Origin of the sequence: Candidatus Fonsibacter ubiquis (genome assembly GCF_002688585.1) — a bacterium.
GTDB classification, from domain to species: Bacteria; Pseudomonadota; Alphaproteobacteria; order Pelagibacterales; family Pelagibacteraceae; genus Fontibacterium; species Fontibacterium commune.
On sequence record NZ_CP024034.1, the window covers coordinates 494,353 to 510,365 of the forward strand.

Here is a 16,013-nt window from a genome sequence, read left to right on the forward strand (position 1 = left end):
TATTATTTATCCCAAGCAAATTTATAAGATGGTTTTAAACCAAGGGTTTTTGACAAAATATAATCTCCTATAATTACATTGTTAAAAATTTTGAAATATTTCTTTTTACCATTTAATCCAATTCTGGCTCTTAATCTTTCATTTTTTTTATAAAAGTTAACTTTATCGATTAAATCTTCAACATCTTTATAAAAAATCATTTCATTACTTGTAAAGAAATCATTAAACTTAACTTTTTCATCAATTAATGTTGGCAAACCATTTGCTATGTATGAAGCTATTCTATTACTTGAGTAATATTTAATGGGCTCCCCCCTACTTAGATTTAAACCAAATCTACATTTAGACATTTCATAATTAAATTTATCTCCCCATGTAGGTTGGATATTATTAAAGCCAAAAATATTAAAAGAAATATCAACAGATTTGGTTAATATATTTCTTACAAACCCTTCTCTACTATCAATCTTATCTTTTTTAAGAATTCCTCGATTAACCCCATGGCTAACAGCAAAAAAAATATCATACATATGATTTGTTATTTTAGATAAATTTAAATTTTCAGTGAATTTATCGCAAGGTATTGGAATATAATTTAATTTATTTTTTGGTATGGAGGCTTCAACATTATTTATGTCAGTTGTTATAAAAAAATTATCAATATAATCTTTGTATTTCTCAATAAATATTTTATTTTTATTGAAATCTGGACCTTTTTTATTAATTGAGTCTTCGTACCAGAATGCAAATTTTGTATCTGAAAATTTATCTTTTATATTTTTAAGAGTTTCAACTTTGAGCGAATTAGTATGACCTAATAATACTAAATTAGGTCTTAAATTTGCAACTATTCTAAAAATTTTATTATCAATTGAAGAAAAATTATTTAGTTTAGAAAAAGCTCTATCACTAAAATTAATAGCTTGTACATATTCATTATTTAATCCATTTGAAATCTTATTAGCTAAATTAATATTTAATAACCTATAATCACTTCTTTCACTAAAATTTGATATATGCAAAACTCTTATAATATTTTTTTTTATATTAAAATTATAATCATGGTCCTTAATCATGTGGAGCTTAAGACCGTTTAATTTTTTTAAATTATCTTTGAAATTAATTCTTCTATTTTTGTAATTAAATTTTTGAATTTTTTTTAATAAGATTGGTGATTTAATTAACTTTTCAACTTCTTTTACAATGTTCTTTTTATTAACTTTTTTAAGAACAATAGGATTGTTAGCGGTCTCCAACAATCCACCTTTACCACTAGTTATTAAAGCATTGCCTAAATCAGATGACTCCATTGCAGTTCGCCCAAATGGCTCATGCCACTGTGAAGGTACTATAGAAATAGATGTACTTTTATATAGATTAATAATTTTTTTATGAGATGACCAATTCAAAATTTTAAATCGTTTATGATTAAAAATATAAGATTCTCTTTTTTCATTGCCAGCAGCAATAACATGCCAATCTTTATATTTATTCAATATATCAATAACTGCATTACCAAATACATTATAACCTTTGGATGAATTAAGTTTACCAACAAAAATAATAGTTTTCTTTTTTTTTAATTTTTTTTTAAAATTATGATTGAAATAATTAGTAGCAGGATAAATAATATGCCCTTTAACTGGTATATAACTATAAATGTTGTGGTAAAATCTTTGTTTAACATAATTACTTACAAATACAATTTCATCACATCTTTCTAAAATTTCAATTTTATCTTCAATAGTTTTTGATCCTCTTAAAGTATTTGGGTCGTTATGAAATATTAAAATAAATTTATATTTTGGAAATTTTTTTTTAAGAAAAAAGAAGAAATGAGGTCTATTATGAATTTCGATAATTTTAATAGAATTTGTTAACTTTTTAATAAAATTCTTAAGATAAAAATAACTATTATCTATTAAATTTGTTTTTTTTAAATTTATAAAATTTTTAGTTAAAGGAGAAGACGTCGCGATACCAAAAACTATTTGTTTGTTAATAATTTCACCCCTGTTAAAATCTCTTACCCAAATTGAAGCTGCAGCCGCATTATTTGTAGAGAAGTCTTCTTTATTGGGTAGTAGCACTGCAATTTCTTTTTTATCTTTCATCAAATAACAATCTTTAATCCATCATGCCCAGGAATTACATTCTCGGACATTTTTAGTAGTTTTTTTTTTAGTAATGAATAATCAATATCACTGTGTAAATTTGTTAATATAGTATTTTTTGGTTTTAAAATCTTTATATAGTTCAAACATTGTTTAAAATTTAAATGTGTTTTATGACTTTGAAATTTTAAACAATCTATAATTAACAATTTTAAATTTTTTAATTTATCTAAAGATTTTTTAGATATTGAACTGCAATCGCTTAAATAAGCTATTTGATTAAACAAATATCCGTTACAATCTATATCACCGTGTTTAACTTTGATTGCTTCTAATTTAATTGTATCATTATTTTTTTTAAGAGCAAAAAAATCTTTAATAATATTCATTTTTAAAATTGGTACATAATATTTACTTTCTCTAACAAATAAATATTTAAAGGACTTTAATAAATGGCTTGAAGTCTTTTTGTCTGCATAAATTGGAATCTTTTTTTTATTAATCCAAAAAAATGGCCTAAGTTCATTAATACCATGAGTTTGATCAGCGTGATCATGAGTATAAACAACAAAATCAATTTTTTTAATTTTATTATTTAACAGTTGATTTTTTATATCTGGAGAAGTGTCAATTAATATATTTATATTTCCGTATTTAATAAATAAAGAGCATCTAGTTCTGTAGTTTTTTTTATTTTTTTTTTTAGCTTTTCCCCAATAACCATCAATTCTTGGTACGCCTAATGAACTTCCACATCCTAGTAAAATTATTTCAGTTTTTTTCATTAAAAAAAAAATTTTTAAAATTTCTTGTAGTTATATTTGCAACAGCTTCAAAAGAAATATCTTTAATTAAGGCGACATTTTCAGCTACAATTTTAACGTTTGCCGGTTCATTACTTTTGCCTCTGAATGGATCTGGGCTAAGATAAGGAGAATCCGTTTCAATTAACATTTTTTCAATAGGAACATATTTTACTACATTTCTAAGATCAGAGGATTTTTTAAATGTTATAATGCCACTAAATGAAATAAAACATCCAAGATCTAATAGCTTTTTGGCAAATTCTAAACCGCCAGTAAAACAGTGAATTAAAAATTTTGTTTTTAAATGGTGACTTTTGATAACTGCAAGAGTGTCCTCATCAGCATCTCTTGTGTGAACAATAATGGGCACTATTTCGGAAATTGCAAGTTCAATATGTTTTTCAAATGAATATAACTGATCCTTTTTTTCACTTCTTTTATAAAAATAATCAAGACCTGTTTCGCCAAAAGCAATTATTTTTTTACTTTTTTTTTTAATAGTTAGAAGTTCATTTAGGTCTGCCAAATTATTAGTGGTCGAATTAGGGTGAATACCAATTGAACCGTAAATATTTTCATATTTCTCAACAATTTCATAAACTTTTTTAGAACTATCTAAGCCTGTTCCAATCGTTAATAAATGAGAAATATTATTATTTTTTGCATTTAGCAAAACTTGATTAATATCATTAATTAAAGGCTCGTAATCGAGATGACAATGAGAGTCTATAATCATTGTTTTTTAAAAAGAATATTTATTTTTTGAATTTTAGACTCAGGTTTGATAGAAAAATTTTTATTAATATTTTTTATAAATCTTTCATCTTCTTTAACATTTAAAGAGTCTAATATTATCTTGGTTTTTTCAGGAATAATTGGTTGAAGTAATATAGAAATTTTTCTTATAAATTCTAAAACGGTATATATAATAATATTTCTTTTTTCTAAATTATCATTTTTTAAAGACCATGGCGCTGAGTCATTCAAATATTTATTAACTTCCGAACATAATTGAATAATGTCTTTTAAATAGTTATGAATTTCATATTTATTAAAAGTTTTAATTAATAAATCTAAATTATCTTCAACTAAATTTAATATTTTTAAATCTGAATTGTCTTTTGGTTTGCATAATGGGATTGAAGAATTTAACTTATTATGAACAATTGAAGTTATTCTTTGATATAAATTTCCAATATTGTTAGCCAAATCACTATTTATGCAATTAATTAAATTTTCTGGTGTTATTTTCCCATCTTCACCATAAATAACCTCTTTCATTAAGTAATATCTAATTTCATCTAATCCATAATTTTCAATAATTTCTAAAGGATCTAAAATATTTCCTTTTGATTTTGACATTTTCTCTTCCCCGGAAAGGATCCAGCCATGAGCAAAAACTTTTTTTGGAGATTTTATCCTAGCTGCTAATAAAAAAGCTGGCCAATAAACACAATGGAACCTTATAATATCTTTACCGATAATATGAATGTCTGCCGGCCAAAATTGATTTTTATTCTTTTTTTCAAAATAGTCTAATGCACTTATGTAATTGGTAAGAGCATCTAACCACACATAAATTACATGTTTGTTATTATTAGGAACTGGTATGCCCCATTTAAAAGAGGTTCGACTGATTGATAGGTCTTTAAGTCCACTTTTAACAAAACTTATAACTTCATTTTTTCTACTAATTGGAGCGATAAAGTCTGGGTTATCTTCATAATACTTTAATAAAGGCTCCTGCCATTTTGAAAGTCTAAAAAAATATGACTCTTCTTCCATCCATTCAACTTTAGATCCTGATACTTTAGAAACTTTACCATCAGCCTTGGTCTCAATTTCATCTTCATTATAAAAAGCTTCATCAGATACAGAATACCAGCCAGAGTATTTTGAAATATAAATTTCTTTTTTCTCTTCAAGAACATTCCATAATTTTGATACAGTTTTCTTATGTCTGTCTTCGGTAGTCCTAATAAAATCGGTATTTGTAAGATTTAATTTTTTTGCAAGATCAATAAAATTTCTTGATATTTCATCGCAAAAGTTTTTTGGATCTTTTTGTTGCTTTTCAGCTGCTCTTTGAATTTTAAGGCCATGTTCATCTGTTCCGGTTAAGAAATTAACATTATACCCTTCAATTCTTTTAAATCTGGCGATAACGTCAGCAGATATACTTGAATAAGCATGCCCCATATGAGGTTTTGCTGATGGATAATAAATCGGTGTGGTTAAATAAAAGTTTTTCATTATCTAATACCAAGTAAAAGATTAATTTCATAAAAACTACTTTTTATATCGTTATTAATTGATTTGATGTTGTGAATAATATTATTAATTTTTTTTCTTATTCTAAAGCTTTTAAAAAAATTATTTTTTTCTAAATTTTTTGCAAAGTAATTTTCAATATAAATATGAATTAAATCTAATATTTTACTATATTTTTCATCTAAATAAAAATTTTGCATTGTTAAAATTTTTTCAGAAAAATTTTTTTCGTAAATGTTTAACTCATCAAACAGTATATTCATTTTAATATTTGTTCCGGGAGTCAAATCTCTAATAATTGTTTTATTTGTCTCGTATTGTGTAATTAGTTTTTCTTTGATTAAACGAGTTTCCTTTGAACTTAAAAAAAGTCTGTAATTAAAGCATCTTGATTTAATCGTATCAAGTAAGAATTTATTTTCAAGATATGATAAAAAAAAATAATTATTATCAGGAAGTTCCTCTAAAATTTTTAAAATGGAATTTGATGAATTTTTATTTAGACTTTCAGCACCTTCTAAAAAAAATATTTTAGGTTTACTATTTATGGATGACTTGTTAAAAAAATTGATAATTTCTCTTGTTTCTTCAATGCTGATTATTTTTTTATAATCATCGACTTTTAAATGTTTAAAATTAAAGTTTGAATTATTAACTAAATCTAAGTAACTTTTATTATTTTGTTGTATTTCTTTAGCATCAACATCGTAAGGATTACTTTCATTATTTGACAATATAAAATTAGTCAAATGATACACTAATGTTGCCTTTCCTATACCGTCACTTCCGTTAAATATAATTTTATTAGGTAATTTATTTTTTTTATAAAGGGTAACTAGATTATTAAATATGTACTCATAGCCATATAAAAATTTTTGATACCTATTTTGTGTTTCAATATTTTGAAAGTTAATGTCTGACATTTAATACTTTTAAAGTTTTTTTATTTATCTCATTTTGAATTTCATTTAATGATTTACTGCCATTGATTAAAGTAATTTTATTTTTATAAATCTTTGAAATTTTAAGGAATCCATTTCTAATCTTATTAAAATGATAGGTAGAAAGTTTATCAAATTTATTTTTTTTCTTTGTTCTGTTATTTATTCTTTTTTTTGATTCTTTTTTGTCTAAATCAATTAAAAAAGTAATATCTGGATGAATATTAGCAAAAATTTTTTTTTGGATGTTGTATATAAAGTTTTTATCCATTCCTTCTAAATAATGTTGATATGCCAGTGTAGAATAAAAAAATCTATCGCAAATAATAATAAATTTTTTTTTAAGATAGTAATTAATTTTATTTACTACATGATCGTTTCTGGCAGCCATCAATAGAAAAAACTCGGTTAAAGGACTGTTTTTAATTTTGTTATCTAGCAATATATTTCGAATTTTTTCAGCAAATGCCGTTCCACCGGGTTCTCTGGTTAATATTACTTTTTTAGTGATGTTATTTTTAATAAATTTATATAATAGCTTTGCCTGAGTTGACTTTCCTGAGCCCTCTACCCCCTCAAAACAGATAAAAAAAGGTTTTTTCATTGCAGTATATAATGGCTAATATTTTGAATACCTTTAAAAAATATATTTTTATTTGTTATATCTTTTTGAGCGAATAATTCCTGAGTATCGATTAGATCTTTATTGTTATAAATTTTAAGGATCGCAACTTTTTCAAATTTTTTAATTGGGATTTGCAAAGGGTATTCATATACTAATTCTGTCCTAATTTTTGGATTCTTCAAATTTTTTGGCAAATTAATGAAGATAGCATCTTTATTTGTTCCACGAACATCTAAGTAGTTTGAACTTCCATTCCAAATTTTTATTTTAAATTTATCTTTATCATAAGGTATTTTGAAAAGATCAATTTTACTTAAAGAATTGTTTAGTAATAATCTTGAAGACTCAGCTCTTGAAGACATTGTTGGTAGACCGCTGATAACAACTATTATTCTTCTATTATCTTTCTTTTTTGTTACCGCAATTGAATACTTACTATCTTTTAAATGTCCTGTTTTTATTCCATCAACTTCTTGATCAGTAAAAAGTAATGTATTTCTATTTTCTTGCTTAATTGGATTGCCACCAGTTCTTATCCATAAAAAATCTTTCTCTTTAAAATATTTATAATACTGAGGGTAATTATTAATCAAATAAGATGATAACAATGCAATATCTCTTACTGTTGAATAATTATCTGGGCTAAATGTTCCCGAAGAATTACTAAACTTTGTGTTGGCCATATTAATTATTTGAGCTTTTTCATTCATTAGATTTGTAAACTGCTCCTCGCTACCTGCTATCCCTTCAGCTAAAACAATAGAAGCATCTACACCCGATGTAATAATTAGACCCCTTAGCAATTCTTCAACAGACACCTTATCACCTGGAACTAAAAACATACTTGATTCACCAGATCTAGTTGCGTTTCTAGCATTTTTGGAAACTACAAATTGATCTGTAAGCTTAATTTTTTTATTTTTTAGTTGATCAAATACAATAATGGCTGACATGATTTTAGTCATTGAAGCAGGAGATATTTTTTGATCTGCATTTTTTTCCGCCAAAACATTTCCATTAAAATGTTCAATGACAATACCTTGTCTAACTTTATCTGGAATAATTATTTGAGAATAAGCAATAGAATTAAAAAAAAAAATATATGCAATAAGTAAAGAATTTTTTTTAAACATCAATCAACGCTTATATTATAATTTTCAAACTTAGTGTTAACAATTTTGTCAAAAAAAATATCAAAATCATTGATATCATTTATGGTTTTTGCTTTTACTCTATATTTTTTATTAACTTGGACAATTACTGGATTAACATTCGAAATTTCTTTTTTTAGCAAGCTAACCATATCTAGTGCTGAATTTTTGTAAATGAAATCACCATAAAAAATTTCAATTTTTTTTAATTTGATATCTGTACTCTTTTTATTTTTTGATAAATCAACAATATCAACATTTTTAACATCTACATTTTGCACTACTTGTTTCTCTTCCTCAAAAATTTTCCCAATGTTTGCCTTGAATGTTTTATTTGTCCTTAAAGTTTCAATTTTCACTAAAGGTAAAGTTGAATTTAATTCTAATAAATCGGAATATTTATTGGGGAGTATAATTTCTCTTTGTTTTTTATAGTTTAAATTCTTATCAACATTTACAATAATATTTTTTTTATTTAATAAATTTGTAATCCTAATTTGTCTATTAGGAGCTATTGTATGATGAGCAATTTGATTATCATTCGATATTTCAGCAAAACCTATTTTTTCATAAATTTGAGCACTCTCATAAGTTGGAAGATTTTGACAAGATGTAATAAAAAGAAAAAATAAAATAAATATTTTATTTCTCATTTTAAATTTTTATTTTATCTGAAAGAGTCCCTACAGTTATTGCAAAACGCAATGATCTATTCCATTCTAATAATCTTAAAAAATTATCAAACACTATATAGATTGGACCATCTTCTCCGTCTGGTCTTATTAACCAACCCTCTTTTTTATCTGTAATTGAGATTTCACTTCCATTTTTATTTTTAAAACCTAGTAATTTTAGCTGCGCAATAGTTATTTTATTTTTAAAATTTCTAGAATCTGGACTAATTAAATTTTTATCAAATTCTTTATCAGTTTGAATCTCAAAGCCCCAAATATCTTTTTCATTCCATCCAATTGTTTTTAAGTAGTTAGCAGCTGATGCCAGAGAGTCCTGAAAAGAGTTAATCAGGTCAATATCTGAATTCTCGTCGAAATTTAGTGCATAATTTTGTATTGTAGATGGCATGAATTGAAAGTTTCCAATCGCTCCTGCCCATGAACCATACAAACTTTCATATTTAACAATTTTTTTATCAATTAATTTTAGAAGTATAATTAATTCTTTTTCAAAATATTCAGATCTTCGATTATCAAATGAAAGGGTTGAGAGAGCTGAAATTATATCAACTTTTCCTTTATTAACTCCAAAATTAGTTTCAATTCCCCATAATGCTACTAAAATTTCATTATTCACTTTAAATTTAGCATTAACTTTTTGAAGAAGAATAGAATTTTCACTTAACAGTTTTTTTGCTTCCCGTATTCGAGCTTCGTTGACTCTCTTATCTAAATATTCGTAAGTTTTTTCAAAAAATTCTGGCTGTTTTCTATCTAATGCAACAATTCTTTCCAGAAATTTTGCATTTTTTAAAGCATTATCAACTGTATCTTTTGAAACGCCCTGATTAATTGCCCTGCCCTTGAATTCGATCAACCATTCATTAAATTTTTCATTTGATAAAGAAATACTAGAATTAAATATTGTAAATAAACAAATAATTAGAAATATTTTTAATTTAAGGTAAATATCCATTACTTTTTTTTAACATAGCTAACAATTAAAGTCATTAATCAAGGAGAGGTGGCTGAGCGGTTGAAAGCACTAGTCTTGAAAACTAGCAACGGGGCAACTCGTTCGTGGGTTCAAATCCCACCCTCTCCGCCATTATTAATTTAATTATTTTTAGAATTTTAGTTTAAATTCTTTTATTTTCTGTGAAATGGAAAATTTTTCAATTTCAATATTTTTTTTATTGTCAACCAACCATGAGCTTAATTCTTTATCTGTAAAATTTAATAAAATTTCAAATTCCTTCAACTCTTCCAGTGTTAAACTCTGCAAGTTATTATTAGCAAAACCACCGATCAATAAATCCATTTCTTTAGTTCCTCTATGATTCGAGCGGTAAATAAGTTTTTTAATTAAATCACTCATATTTAATATATATATCTTAATTTAAATCAGTTTTTAAATGATAGAAAAAGATTTTAATTTTTTTTTTAATCCAGTCTCTAAGGTAAAAGGTATAGGACCAAAAATAAAGAAATTATTTAATGAAAAAAAAATAGACACTAATATAGATCTCATTTTTAATTTTCCATATGGACTAATTGATAGAACGCACTGTCCAAAGTTAAACAATCTTGAAATTGGTAAAATCTCTACAATTTTTGTTAAAGTGAGAAAACATAATTTTCCAAGAATTAGGAGACTACCTAATACCGTTCAATGCTTTGATGAAACCGGTGAGATAAATATCGTTTTTTTTAATTCAAGGGAAAACTACATTAAAGAAATTCTTCCCATCAATAGTGAGGTCATTATTTCGGGAAAAGTTAATTTTTATAAAAATAAGTATCAGATAACAAATCCAGATTACGTAACCTCAATAAATAACGAAGAAAAAGTTACAAAAATAATGCCTACCTATGCATCACTAAAAGGCATTTCTAACAAAACTATTAATAAAATTTATGAAAATATTATTAAAGAAATTCCTGATGTTCCAGAATGGCATAGAGATCATATAATAAAAAATAATAAATGGTTTAGTTTTAAAGAATCATTAATTCAACTTCATAATCCAAAAAAAATTGAAGATTTAGATAAAAATTCTTTAACGTATGAGAGAATATCTTTTGATGAAATATTTTCAAATTTGTTAATATTTGCGCAAATTAAAAAAAAAATTGCAACAATTTACAAAAAACCTAAACTTTTTTCCTCAGATCAAAAATTAAAGTTAATAAAAAATCTTCCCTTCACTCTGACTAAAGATCAAGAAACAATCATCAAAGAAATTGATGATAGTTTAAAAAGTGATAAAAAAATGATTAGGCTGCTTCAGGGTGATGTCGGTTCAGGAAAAACTATAATTTCAATAATTACTGGCCTAAATGTTGTGGCTGCTGGCTACCAAGTAGCATTAATGTGCCCTACGGAAATATTAGCCACTCAACATTTAAATTTAATTAGATCATTAACTAAAGGACAGGACATTAATGTAGAAATTCTGAGTAGCGGTATCAATAAAAAAAGACAGATCGAAATTAAAAAAGAACTAGTTGAGGGGAAAATAAATTTTTTAATAGGAACGCATTCACTGTTCCAAGAAACAGTATCTTTCTCAAATTTGGGATTAATTATTATAGATGAACAACATAAATTTGGAGTTAGACAAAGAATAAATCTTTCTGATAAAGGCGGGGTAAATTGTGATGTTTTATTAATGAGCGCAACCCCAATTCCAAGAACTTTAATTTTATCAACTTATGGAGATATGGATATTTCTACACTAAAAGAAAAACCATTTAAAAAGACTACAATTGCAACAAATATTATTCCTGAAAAGAAAATACCGGATCTAATTAATTTGATAAAAAAAAAAATTGAATCAGAGCAGCAAATTTATTGGATTTGTCCATTAATTGAGGAAAGTACAAAAGTAAATTTAACGCCTGTTTTAGAAAGATTTAAATTTATAACAAAATTTTTTCCTGAAAATGCTGCAGTGATGCATGGGAATTTAAAAAATGATGAAAAAAATATTGTAATGAAAAATTTTCTTAAAAAAAAATTTTCAATCCTAATTTCTACAACGGTAGTTGAGGTTGGGGTTGATAATCCAAATGCAAATACAATTATTATTGAGAATTCAGAAAGATTTGGGCTTGCTCAATTGCACCAACTAAGAGGAAGAGTTGGAAGAGGTATTGAAAATGGTGAATGTATTTTAGTATATTCAAAATCAATAAGTGAAAATGGGAAAAAGAGGCTTAAAATACTAAAAGAGTCTAATGATGGATTTTACATATCCGAACAAGATCTAAAATTACGTGGATTTGGAGATATTATTGGATACAAACAAAGTGGTCAGAAAGATTTTATTGTAGCAGATCCTATGTTTCATTCTCATCTTTTTGAACTAGCAAAACAAGAAACTGATTTTTATACACAAGCTAACCTTCCTATAGAAAAATTTAATGTGCTCCTTAAGTTTTTTAAAAAAGATAAGATATTAAATATTATAGATAGCGGTTAAATCGTTTTATAACCAATTGCCATCTCAAACTCGTCTAACCTTTTATGAATAGATCTTAATTCAGTTATTGTTGTCCATTGATGAATAAACAATGAAAAACTATTATGAACTCTTTGAAAGGCGTTTGATACTTGAACTATAACACCAAGGGTAATTAAACCACTGAATAAACTTGGGGCCATAACTAAATATGGAACGATTACCATGAATTGATCGTATAAATTTACCCATATATCAAAATAACCGTAATTATAAAAAAGCCTATGATAATTAAATTTTATTCCAGAAAACAATTCAACAACAGTATCTGGTTTTGCATATTTAATTCTATCATCTTCCCCATAAACAAGTTCTTTTCTAAATGAGGCTTCAACTTTCTGATTATTATATTCTAGACCAGGTAATCTTATTCCAACAAACCAACTTATCAATAATCCACCTAAACTAACAAATAATGAAACCCAAACTAAAGATCCGGGTAGTTGTTTTAAAAATTCTATTTCAATTCCAGTTGAGAGTCCCCAGAGTATTGGAATAAAAGCAATTAATGTCATTATAGCTCTTACAACTTGAAGACCTAAACTTTCGACAATTTTAGCAAATCTACTCGCATCTTCTTGAATTCGCTGTGATGCACCTTCAACACTAGCATCACTACTTTTCCAAAATGGAAGATAATCAAAAGTTATTGCCTCTCGCCAACGTAAAGCAAAAACTCTTGTAAAAAAACTAGTAAACGTTGCTAGCAAAACATACGGGAATGCTAAATAGCTAAATACATAAATCTTTTCCCAAAATTCAGATATATTACTTTTAGCTGCGTTTTGTAATAAATCATAAAACCCTTTATACCACTCATTAATTTTAACAGTGATAGATACTTGAATTAATAAAGATAAAATTAATAAAATAGCTCCACCCCAGGCCCACAATACCCATCTTTTATTTAAAAAAAAACTTTTAAACATTGTTTAAAAAGTTATCTGCATACGATTTGATAATTAATTTATTTTTTTTAGGAGTTATTAAGTCAAATTGAATGTTATTTTCTTTTGCATAAGCGATAGCTTGATCTTTTGTCTCAAATTTTAATTTCACTTGTTCATTTGTGTTTGACGATGATACCCATCCCATCACAAAGTCTTTATTAAAATTATTTTTATTAAATTCTAAAATCCAAAATTTCGTTCTAGCTTTACCAGATTGCATTGCTGTTTTTACAGGCTGATAAATCTTTGCTTTTTCAATCATTAGCTATTTTCTTCTGTTGCGTCTTCAATTCTGGCGGCAGAAACAACTTTTTCATCTTTTGCAAGACTAAAGACTCTAACGCCTTGTGTGTTTCTTCCAGTAATTCTTATATCTTTTACATTACATCTAATCGCCTGTCCTTTATCAGTAATTAACATGATTTGATCTTCATGGTTTATAGTAAACGTGGATGCAACTAATCCATTTCTTTCTGAAGTTATAATATTAATAATACCCTGACCACCCCTTCCGCTTACTCTATACTCGTAAGCTGAAGAACGTTTTCCAAAACCATTTTCAGTTATTGTTAAAATGTATTGTTCTTTATTTTTAAAATCATCAATTTGTTTTTTAGATAATTTTACTAGTTTGGTTTTTTCAGATTCATCTTCTAAAGGTTCATCTATATCTTTTTCTAATCTAGATGCTTTTATATATGCTCTTGCTTCATCTGATGAAATTTTTACACTTTTTAAAATAGAAAGAGAAATAATCTTATCATCTTTTTTTAGAGATATTCCTTTTATTCCTTTAGAAGATCTCCCTTTAAAAAGTCTTAACTTTGTAGATTGAACTCTTAGTGATTTGCCTTTTTCTGTACTTAGTAGAAAATCATCGTCGTCTTCTATAATTTTTATACCAACTATTGTGTCATTTTCTTCTAATTTCATTGCAATTTTTCCGCTAGATTGAATATTTTCAAAGTCTAATAGACTATTCTTTCTTACTTTACCTTTAGCAGTTGCAAACATAATTTTCATTTTTGCCCATGTTGCTTCATCACTAGGAAGAGGCATTATAGAAGTAATCACATGTCCCTCTTTCAAAGGAAGAATGCTTTGAAGCGCTTTTCCTTTTGACTGATTTGAACCTTCAGGAATTTTCCAAGCTTTTAATTTGTAAACAATTCCCTTTGATGAAAAGAAGAGAATAGGCGTGAGTGTGTTAGCGGTAAATATTTGACTTACAAAATCTTCATCTCGAGTAGTAATCCCAGTCTTACCTTTGCCACCTCTTTTTTGTACGCGTATTGAACTTAAAGGACTACGTTTGATGTAACCTTTATTAGTTATTGTAATAATTACATCCTCTTTTTGAACAACATCTTCTATATCGAAATTATCAATTTTATTTATAATTTTCGTTTTTCTGGCGTTTGCGAATTTACTTTTTATATCTTTAAGCTCATTTTTAATTTGCGTTAGCAACGCGTTCCTATCGTTAAGAATTTGTTTATATTTGATTATGAGTTTATATAGATCTGAAATTTCTTGATTTATTTCTTCATGACCAATTGCTGTAAGTTTTTGAAGTCTTAATTCAAGAATTGCTCTAACTTGATAGTCAGATAAATAATATTGTTCCTTATTAGATAAATCACTAACATCTAAAATATCCTTATTAATTTTTGACTTTTTAAAGTTCCATTGTTTACTTTGTAATATTGTTTTTGCATCATTTGGATTCTTTGATTTGCGAATAATGGCAATTATTTCATCAATATTTTCTATAGCTACAAATAGACCAATTAATATATGAACTCTGTCTTTTGCTTTTTTTAGATCAAATAAAGTTCTTTTAATTAAAATTTTTTCTCTAAATTCGACAAAAATTTTTATGAATTGTTTTAAATTTAATAGCTCAGGTTTTCCGTTAAGTATTGCAAGAGTGTTAAATCCAAATGATGACTCTATTGGAGAATATTTATAAAGTTGATTTATAATAATTTCGCTTGAAACACCTCTTTTTAAATCAATAACGATTCTTACACCTTCTTTATTAGATTCATCTCTAATGTCTGAAATTCCTTCAATCTTTTTTTCCCTTACTAACATGGCAATTTTTTCTATCAGTAACGACTTGTTGGTTTGAAATGGTACAGATTTAATTACTACTAACGTTTTATCTTTTTTTTCTTCTTCTGTTTCTATCTCTCCTCTTATTTTTATAGAACCTCTTCCAGTCTTATATCCAGTTTTAATTGCATCTTTACCAATAATTAAACCCCCTGTTGGAAAATCAGGACCTGGAATTAATTTAATAAGTTCATCAATTGAAATTTCATTATTGTCTATATAAGCGAGTGTTCCATCAATAATCTCACCTAGATTATGTGGTGGAATATTTGTCGCCATTCCAACGGCTATACCGCCCGCACCATTTACTAATAAATTAGGAAATTGAGCTGGAAGTACAGTTGGTTCTAATTCAGTATCGTCATAGTTATTTTGATAATCAATTGTATTTTTTTCAATATCTGCAACTAAATATTCGGCAATTTTTGCTAATCTTGTTTCAGTATAACGCATTGCAGCTGCTCTATCCCCGTCCATTGATCCAAAATTTCCTTGCCCATCAAGCAATTTAACACTCATTGAGAAATCTTGAGCCAATCTTACCAAGGCATCATAAACCGCTTGATCACCATGGGGATGATATTTACCTATTACATCACCGACTACTCTTGCTGATTTTCTAAATTGTTTGGACCAATCATATCCACCTTTGTACATAGCGTAAATTATTCTTCTATGAACAGGTTTTAGTCCATCTCTTGCATCCGGTAACGCTCTACTTATTATAACACTCATTGCGTAAGACAAGTATGAGGTTTTCATCTCATCAACGATTTGAACTGAATTATATTTTTTTATCTTTGAAATATCTTGATTTGAATCTTCACTCATGAAGTAGC

The 16,013-nt window shown here is 26.4% G+C and carries 14 protein-coding genes and 1 tRNA gene; 2 read left to right on the forward strand and 13 right to left on the reverse strand.

Going from position 1 to position 16,013, the window contains the following annotated elements:
• Nucleotides 1–2: 2 nt before the first annotated feature.
• From CR143_RS02840 to CR143_RS02880, 9 genes are read right to left on the reverse strand one after another with little or no spacing between them, the layout of a single operon-like run.
• Nucleotides 3–2,114: a glycosyltransferase gene (locus tag CR143_RS02840; protein WP_099340328.1), complete on the reverse strand. Its 2,112-nt coding sequence runs from the start codon at nucleotides 2,112–2,114 to the stop codon at nucleotides 3–5.
• On the reverse strand, nucleotides 2,114–2,899 hold the full coding sequence (locus CR143_RS02845) for an MBL fold metallo-hydrolase (protein WP_099340329.1): 786 nt from the start codon (nucleotides 2,897–2,899) through the stop codon (nucleotides 2,114–2,116). Before CR143_RS02845 ends, CR143_RS02840 begins: the two co-directional genes overlap by 1 nt.
• A complete protein-coding gene (locus CR143_RS02850) occupies nucleotides 2,886–3,656 on the reverse strand; it encodes a TatD family hydrolase (protein ID WP_099340330.1) in 771 nt (256 codons plus the stop codon). The genes CR143_RS02845 and CR143_RS02850 overlap by 14 nt, the downstream gene beginning before the upstream one ends.
• Nucleotides 3,653–5,173, reverse strand: coding sequence for a methionine--tRNA ligase (gene metG, locus CR143_RS02855; RefSeq protein WP_099340331.1), 1,521 nt, complete (start codon nucleotides 5,171–5,173; stop codon nucleotides 3,653–3,655). Before metG ends, CR143_RS02850 begins: the two co-directional genes overlap by 4 nt.
• Nucleotides 5,173–6,114 carry a DNA polymerase III delta subunit-related protein gene (locus CR143_RS02860; RefSeq protein ID WP_099340332.1) on the reverse strand — a complete coding sequence of 314 codons (942 nt, stop codon included), beginning with the start codon at nucleotides 6,112–6,114 and terminating at the stop codon, nucleotides 5,173–5,175. The genes metG and CR143_RS02860 overlap by 1 nt, the downstream gene beginning before the upstream one ends.
• Nucleotides 6,101–6,736, reverse strand: coding sequence for a dTMP kinase (tmk, locus tag CR143_RS02865; RefSeq protein WP_099340333.1), 636 nt, complete (start codon nucleotides 6,734–6,736; stop codon nucleotides 6,101–6,103). The genes CR143_RS02860 and tmk overlap by 14 nt, the downstream gene beginning before the upstream one ends.
• The gene (locus tag CR143_RS02870) at nucleotides 6,733–7,890 is read right to left on the reverse strand and encodes a D-alanyl-D-alanine carboxypeptidase family protein (RefSeq protein WP_204524612.1); all 1,158 of its coding nucleotides are present in this window, start codon (nucleotides 7,888–7,890) and stop codon (nucleotides 6,733–6,735) included. Before CR143_RS02870 ends, tmk begins: the two co-directional genes overlap by 4 nt.
• Nucleotides 7,890–8,561, reverse strand: coding sequence for a hypothetical protein (locus CR143_RS02875; RefSeq protein WP_099340335.1), 672 nt, complete (start codon nucleotides 8,559–8,561; stop codon nucleotides 7,890–7,892). Before CR143_RS02875 ends, CR143_RS02870 begins: the two co-directional genes overlap by 1 nt.
• A gap of 1 nt (nucleotide 8,562) precedes the next feature.
• Nucleotides 8,563–9,558, reverse strand: coding sequence for a lytic murein transglycosylase (locus CR143_RS02880; RefSeq protein WP_099340336.1), 996 nt, complete (start codon nucleotides 9,556–9,558; stop codon nucleotides 8,563–8,565).
• Nucleotides 9,559–9,600: 42 nt separating this feature from the next.
• On the opposite strand from CR143_RS02880, the gene CR143_RS02885 reads away from it, so the two are divergent.
• Nucleotides 9,601–9,690 (forward strand) — tRNA-Ser (locus CR143_RS02885).
• Nucleotides 9,691–9,708: 18 nt separating this feature from the next.
• Here the strand turns inward: CR143_RS02885 and CR143_RS02890 are convergent.
• Nucleotides 9,709–9,960 (reverse strand): FAD assembly factor SdhE, encoded by a 252-nt coding sequence (locus CR143_RS02890; RefSeq protein WP_099340337.1) that lies wholly within the window; start codon nucleotides 9,958–9,960, stop codon nucleotides 9,709–9,711.
• 37 nt (nucleotides 9,961–9,997) lie between these two features.
• On the opposite strand from CR143_RS02890, the gene CR143_RS02895 reads away from it, so the two are divergent.
• A complete protein-coding gene (locus tag CR143_RS02895) occupies nucleotides 9,998–12,067 on the forward strand; it encodes an ATP-dependent DNA helicase RecG (RefSeq protein WP_099340338.1) in 2,070 nt (689 codons plus the stop codon).
• Here CR143_RS02895 and CR143_RS02900 read toward each other — a convergent pair.
• Genes CR143_RS02900 through gyrA form a run of 3 tightly spaced genes read right to left on the reverse strand, consistent with a single transcriptional unit; the run spans nucleotide 12,064 to nucleotide 16,005 of the window.
• Nucleotides 12,064–13,035 carry a putative transporter gene (locus CR143_RS02900; protein WP_099340339.1) on the reverse strand — a complete coding sequence of 324 codons (972 nt, stop codon included), beginning with the start codon at nucleotides 13,033–13,035 and terminating at the stop codon, nucleotides 12,064–12,066. The genes CR143_RS02895 and CR143_RS02900 overlap by 4 nt on opposite strands.
• On the reverse strand, nucleotides 13,028–13,318 hold the full coding sequence (locus CR143_RS02905; RefSeq protein WP_099340340.1) for an ETC complex I subunit: 291 nt from the start codon (nucleotides 13,316–13,318) through the stop codon (nucleotides 13,028–13,030). The genes CR143_RS02900 and CR143_RS02905 overlap by 8 nt, the downstream gene beginning before the upstream one ends.
• Nucleotides 13,318–16,005, reverse strand: coding sequence for a DNA gyrase subunit A (gene gyrA / locus CR143_RS02910; protein ID WP_099340341.1), 2,688 nt, complete (start codon nucleotides 16,003–16,005; stop codon nucleotides 13,318–13,320). Before gyrA ends, CR143_RS02905 begins: the two co-directional genes overlap by 1 nt.
• Between the last annotated feature and the right edge of the window lie 8 nt (nucleotides 16,006–16,013).

Coding starts and splice junctions, on each gene's coding strand:
- CR143_RS02840 (WP_099340328.1), bottom strand. CDS start 2,114: ATGAAAGATAAAAAAGAAATTGCAGTGCTACTACCCAATAAAGAAGAC.
- CR143_RS02845 (WP_099340329.1), bottom strand. CDS start 2,899: ATGAAAAAAACTGAAATAATTTTACTAGGATGTGGAAGTTCATTAGGC.
- CR143_RS02850 (WP_099340330.1), bottom strand. CDS start 3,656: ATGATTATAGACTCTCATTGTCATCTCGATTACGAGCCTTTAATTAAT.
- metG (WP_099340331.1), bottom strand. CDS start 5,173: ATGAAAAACTTTTATTTAACCACACCGATTTATTATCCATCAGCAAAA.
- CR143_RS02860 (WP_099340332.1), bottom strand. CDS start 6,114: ATGTCAGACATTAACTTTCAAAATATTGAAACACAAAATAGGTATCAA.
- tmk (WP_099340333.1), bottom strand. CDS start 6,736: ATGAAAAAACCTTTTTTTATCTGTTTTGAGGGGGTAGAGGGCTCAGGA.
- CR143_RS02870 (WP_204524612.1), bottom strand. CDS start 7,890: ATGTTTAAAAAAAATTCTTTACTTATTGCATATATTTTTTTTTTTAAT.
- CR143_RS02875 (WP_099340335.1), bottom strand. CDS start 8,561: ATGAGAAATAAAATATTTATTTTATTTTTTCTTTTTATTACATCTTGT.
- CR143_RS02880 (WP_099340336.1), bottom strand. CDS start 9,558: ATGGATATTTACCTTAAATTAAAAATATTTCTAATTATTTGTTTATTT.
- CR143_RS02890 (WP_099340337.1), bottom strand. CDS start 9,960: ATGAGTGATTTAATTAAAAAACTTATTTACCGCTCGAATCATAGAGGA.
- CR143_RS02895 (WP_099340338.1), top strand. CDS start 9,998: ATGATAGAAAAAGATTTTAATTTTTTTTTTAATCCAGTCTCTAAGGTA.
- CR143_RS02900 (WP_099340339.1), bottom strand. CDS start 13,035: ATGTTTAAAAGTTTTTTTTTAAATAAAAGATGGGTATTGTGGGCCTGG.
- CR143_RS02905 (WP_099340340.1), bottom strand. CDS start 13,318: ATGATTGAAAAAGCAAAGATTTATCAGCCTGTAAAAACAGCAATGCAA.
- gyrA (WP_099340341.1), bottom strand. CDS start 16,005: ATGAGTGAAGATTCAAATCAAGATATTTCAAAGATAAAAAAATATAAT.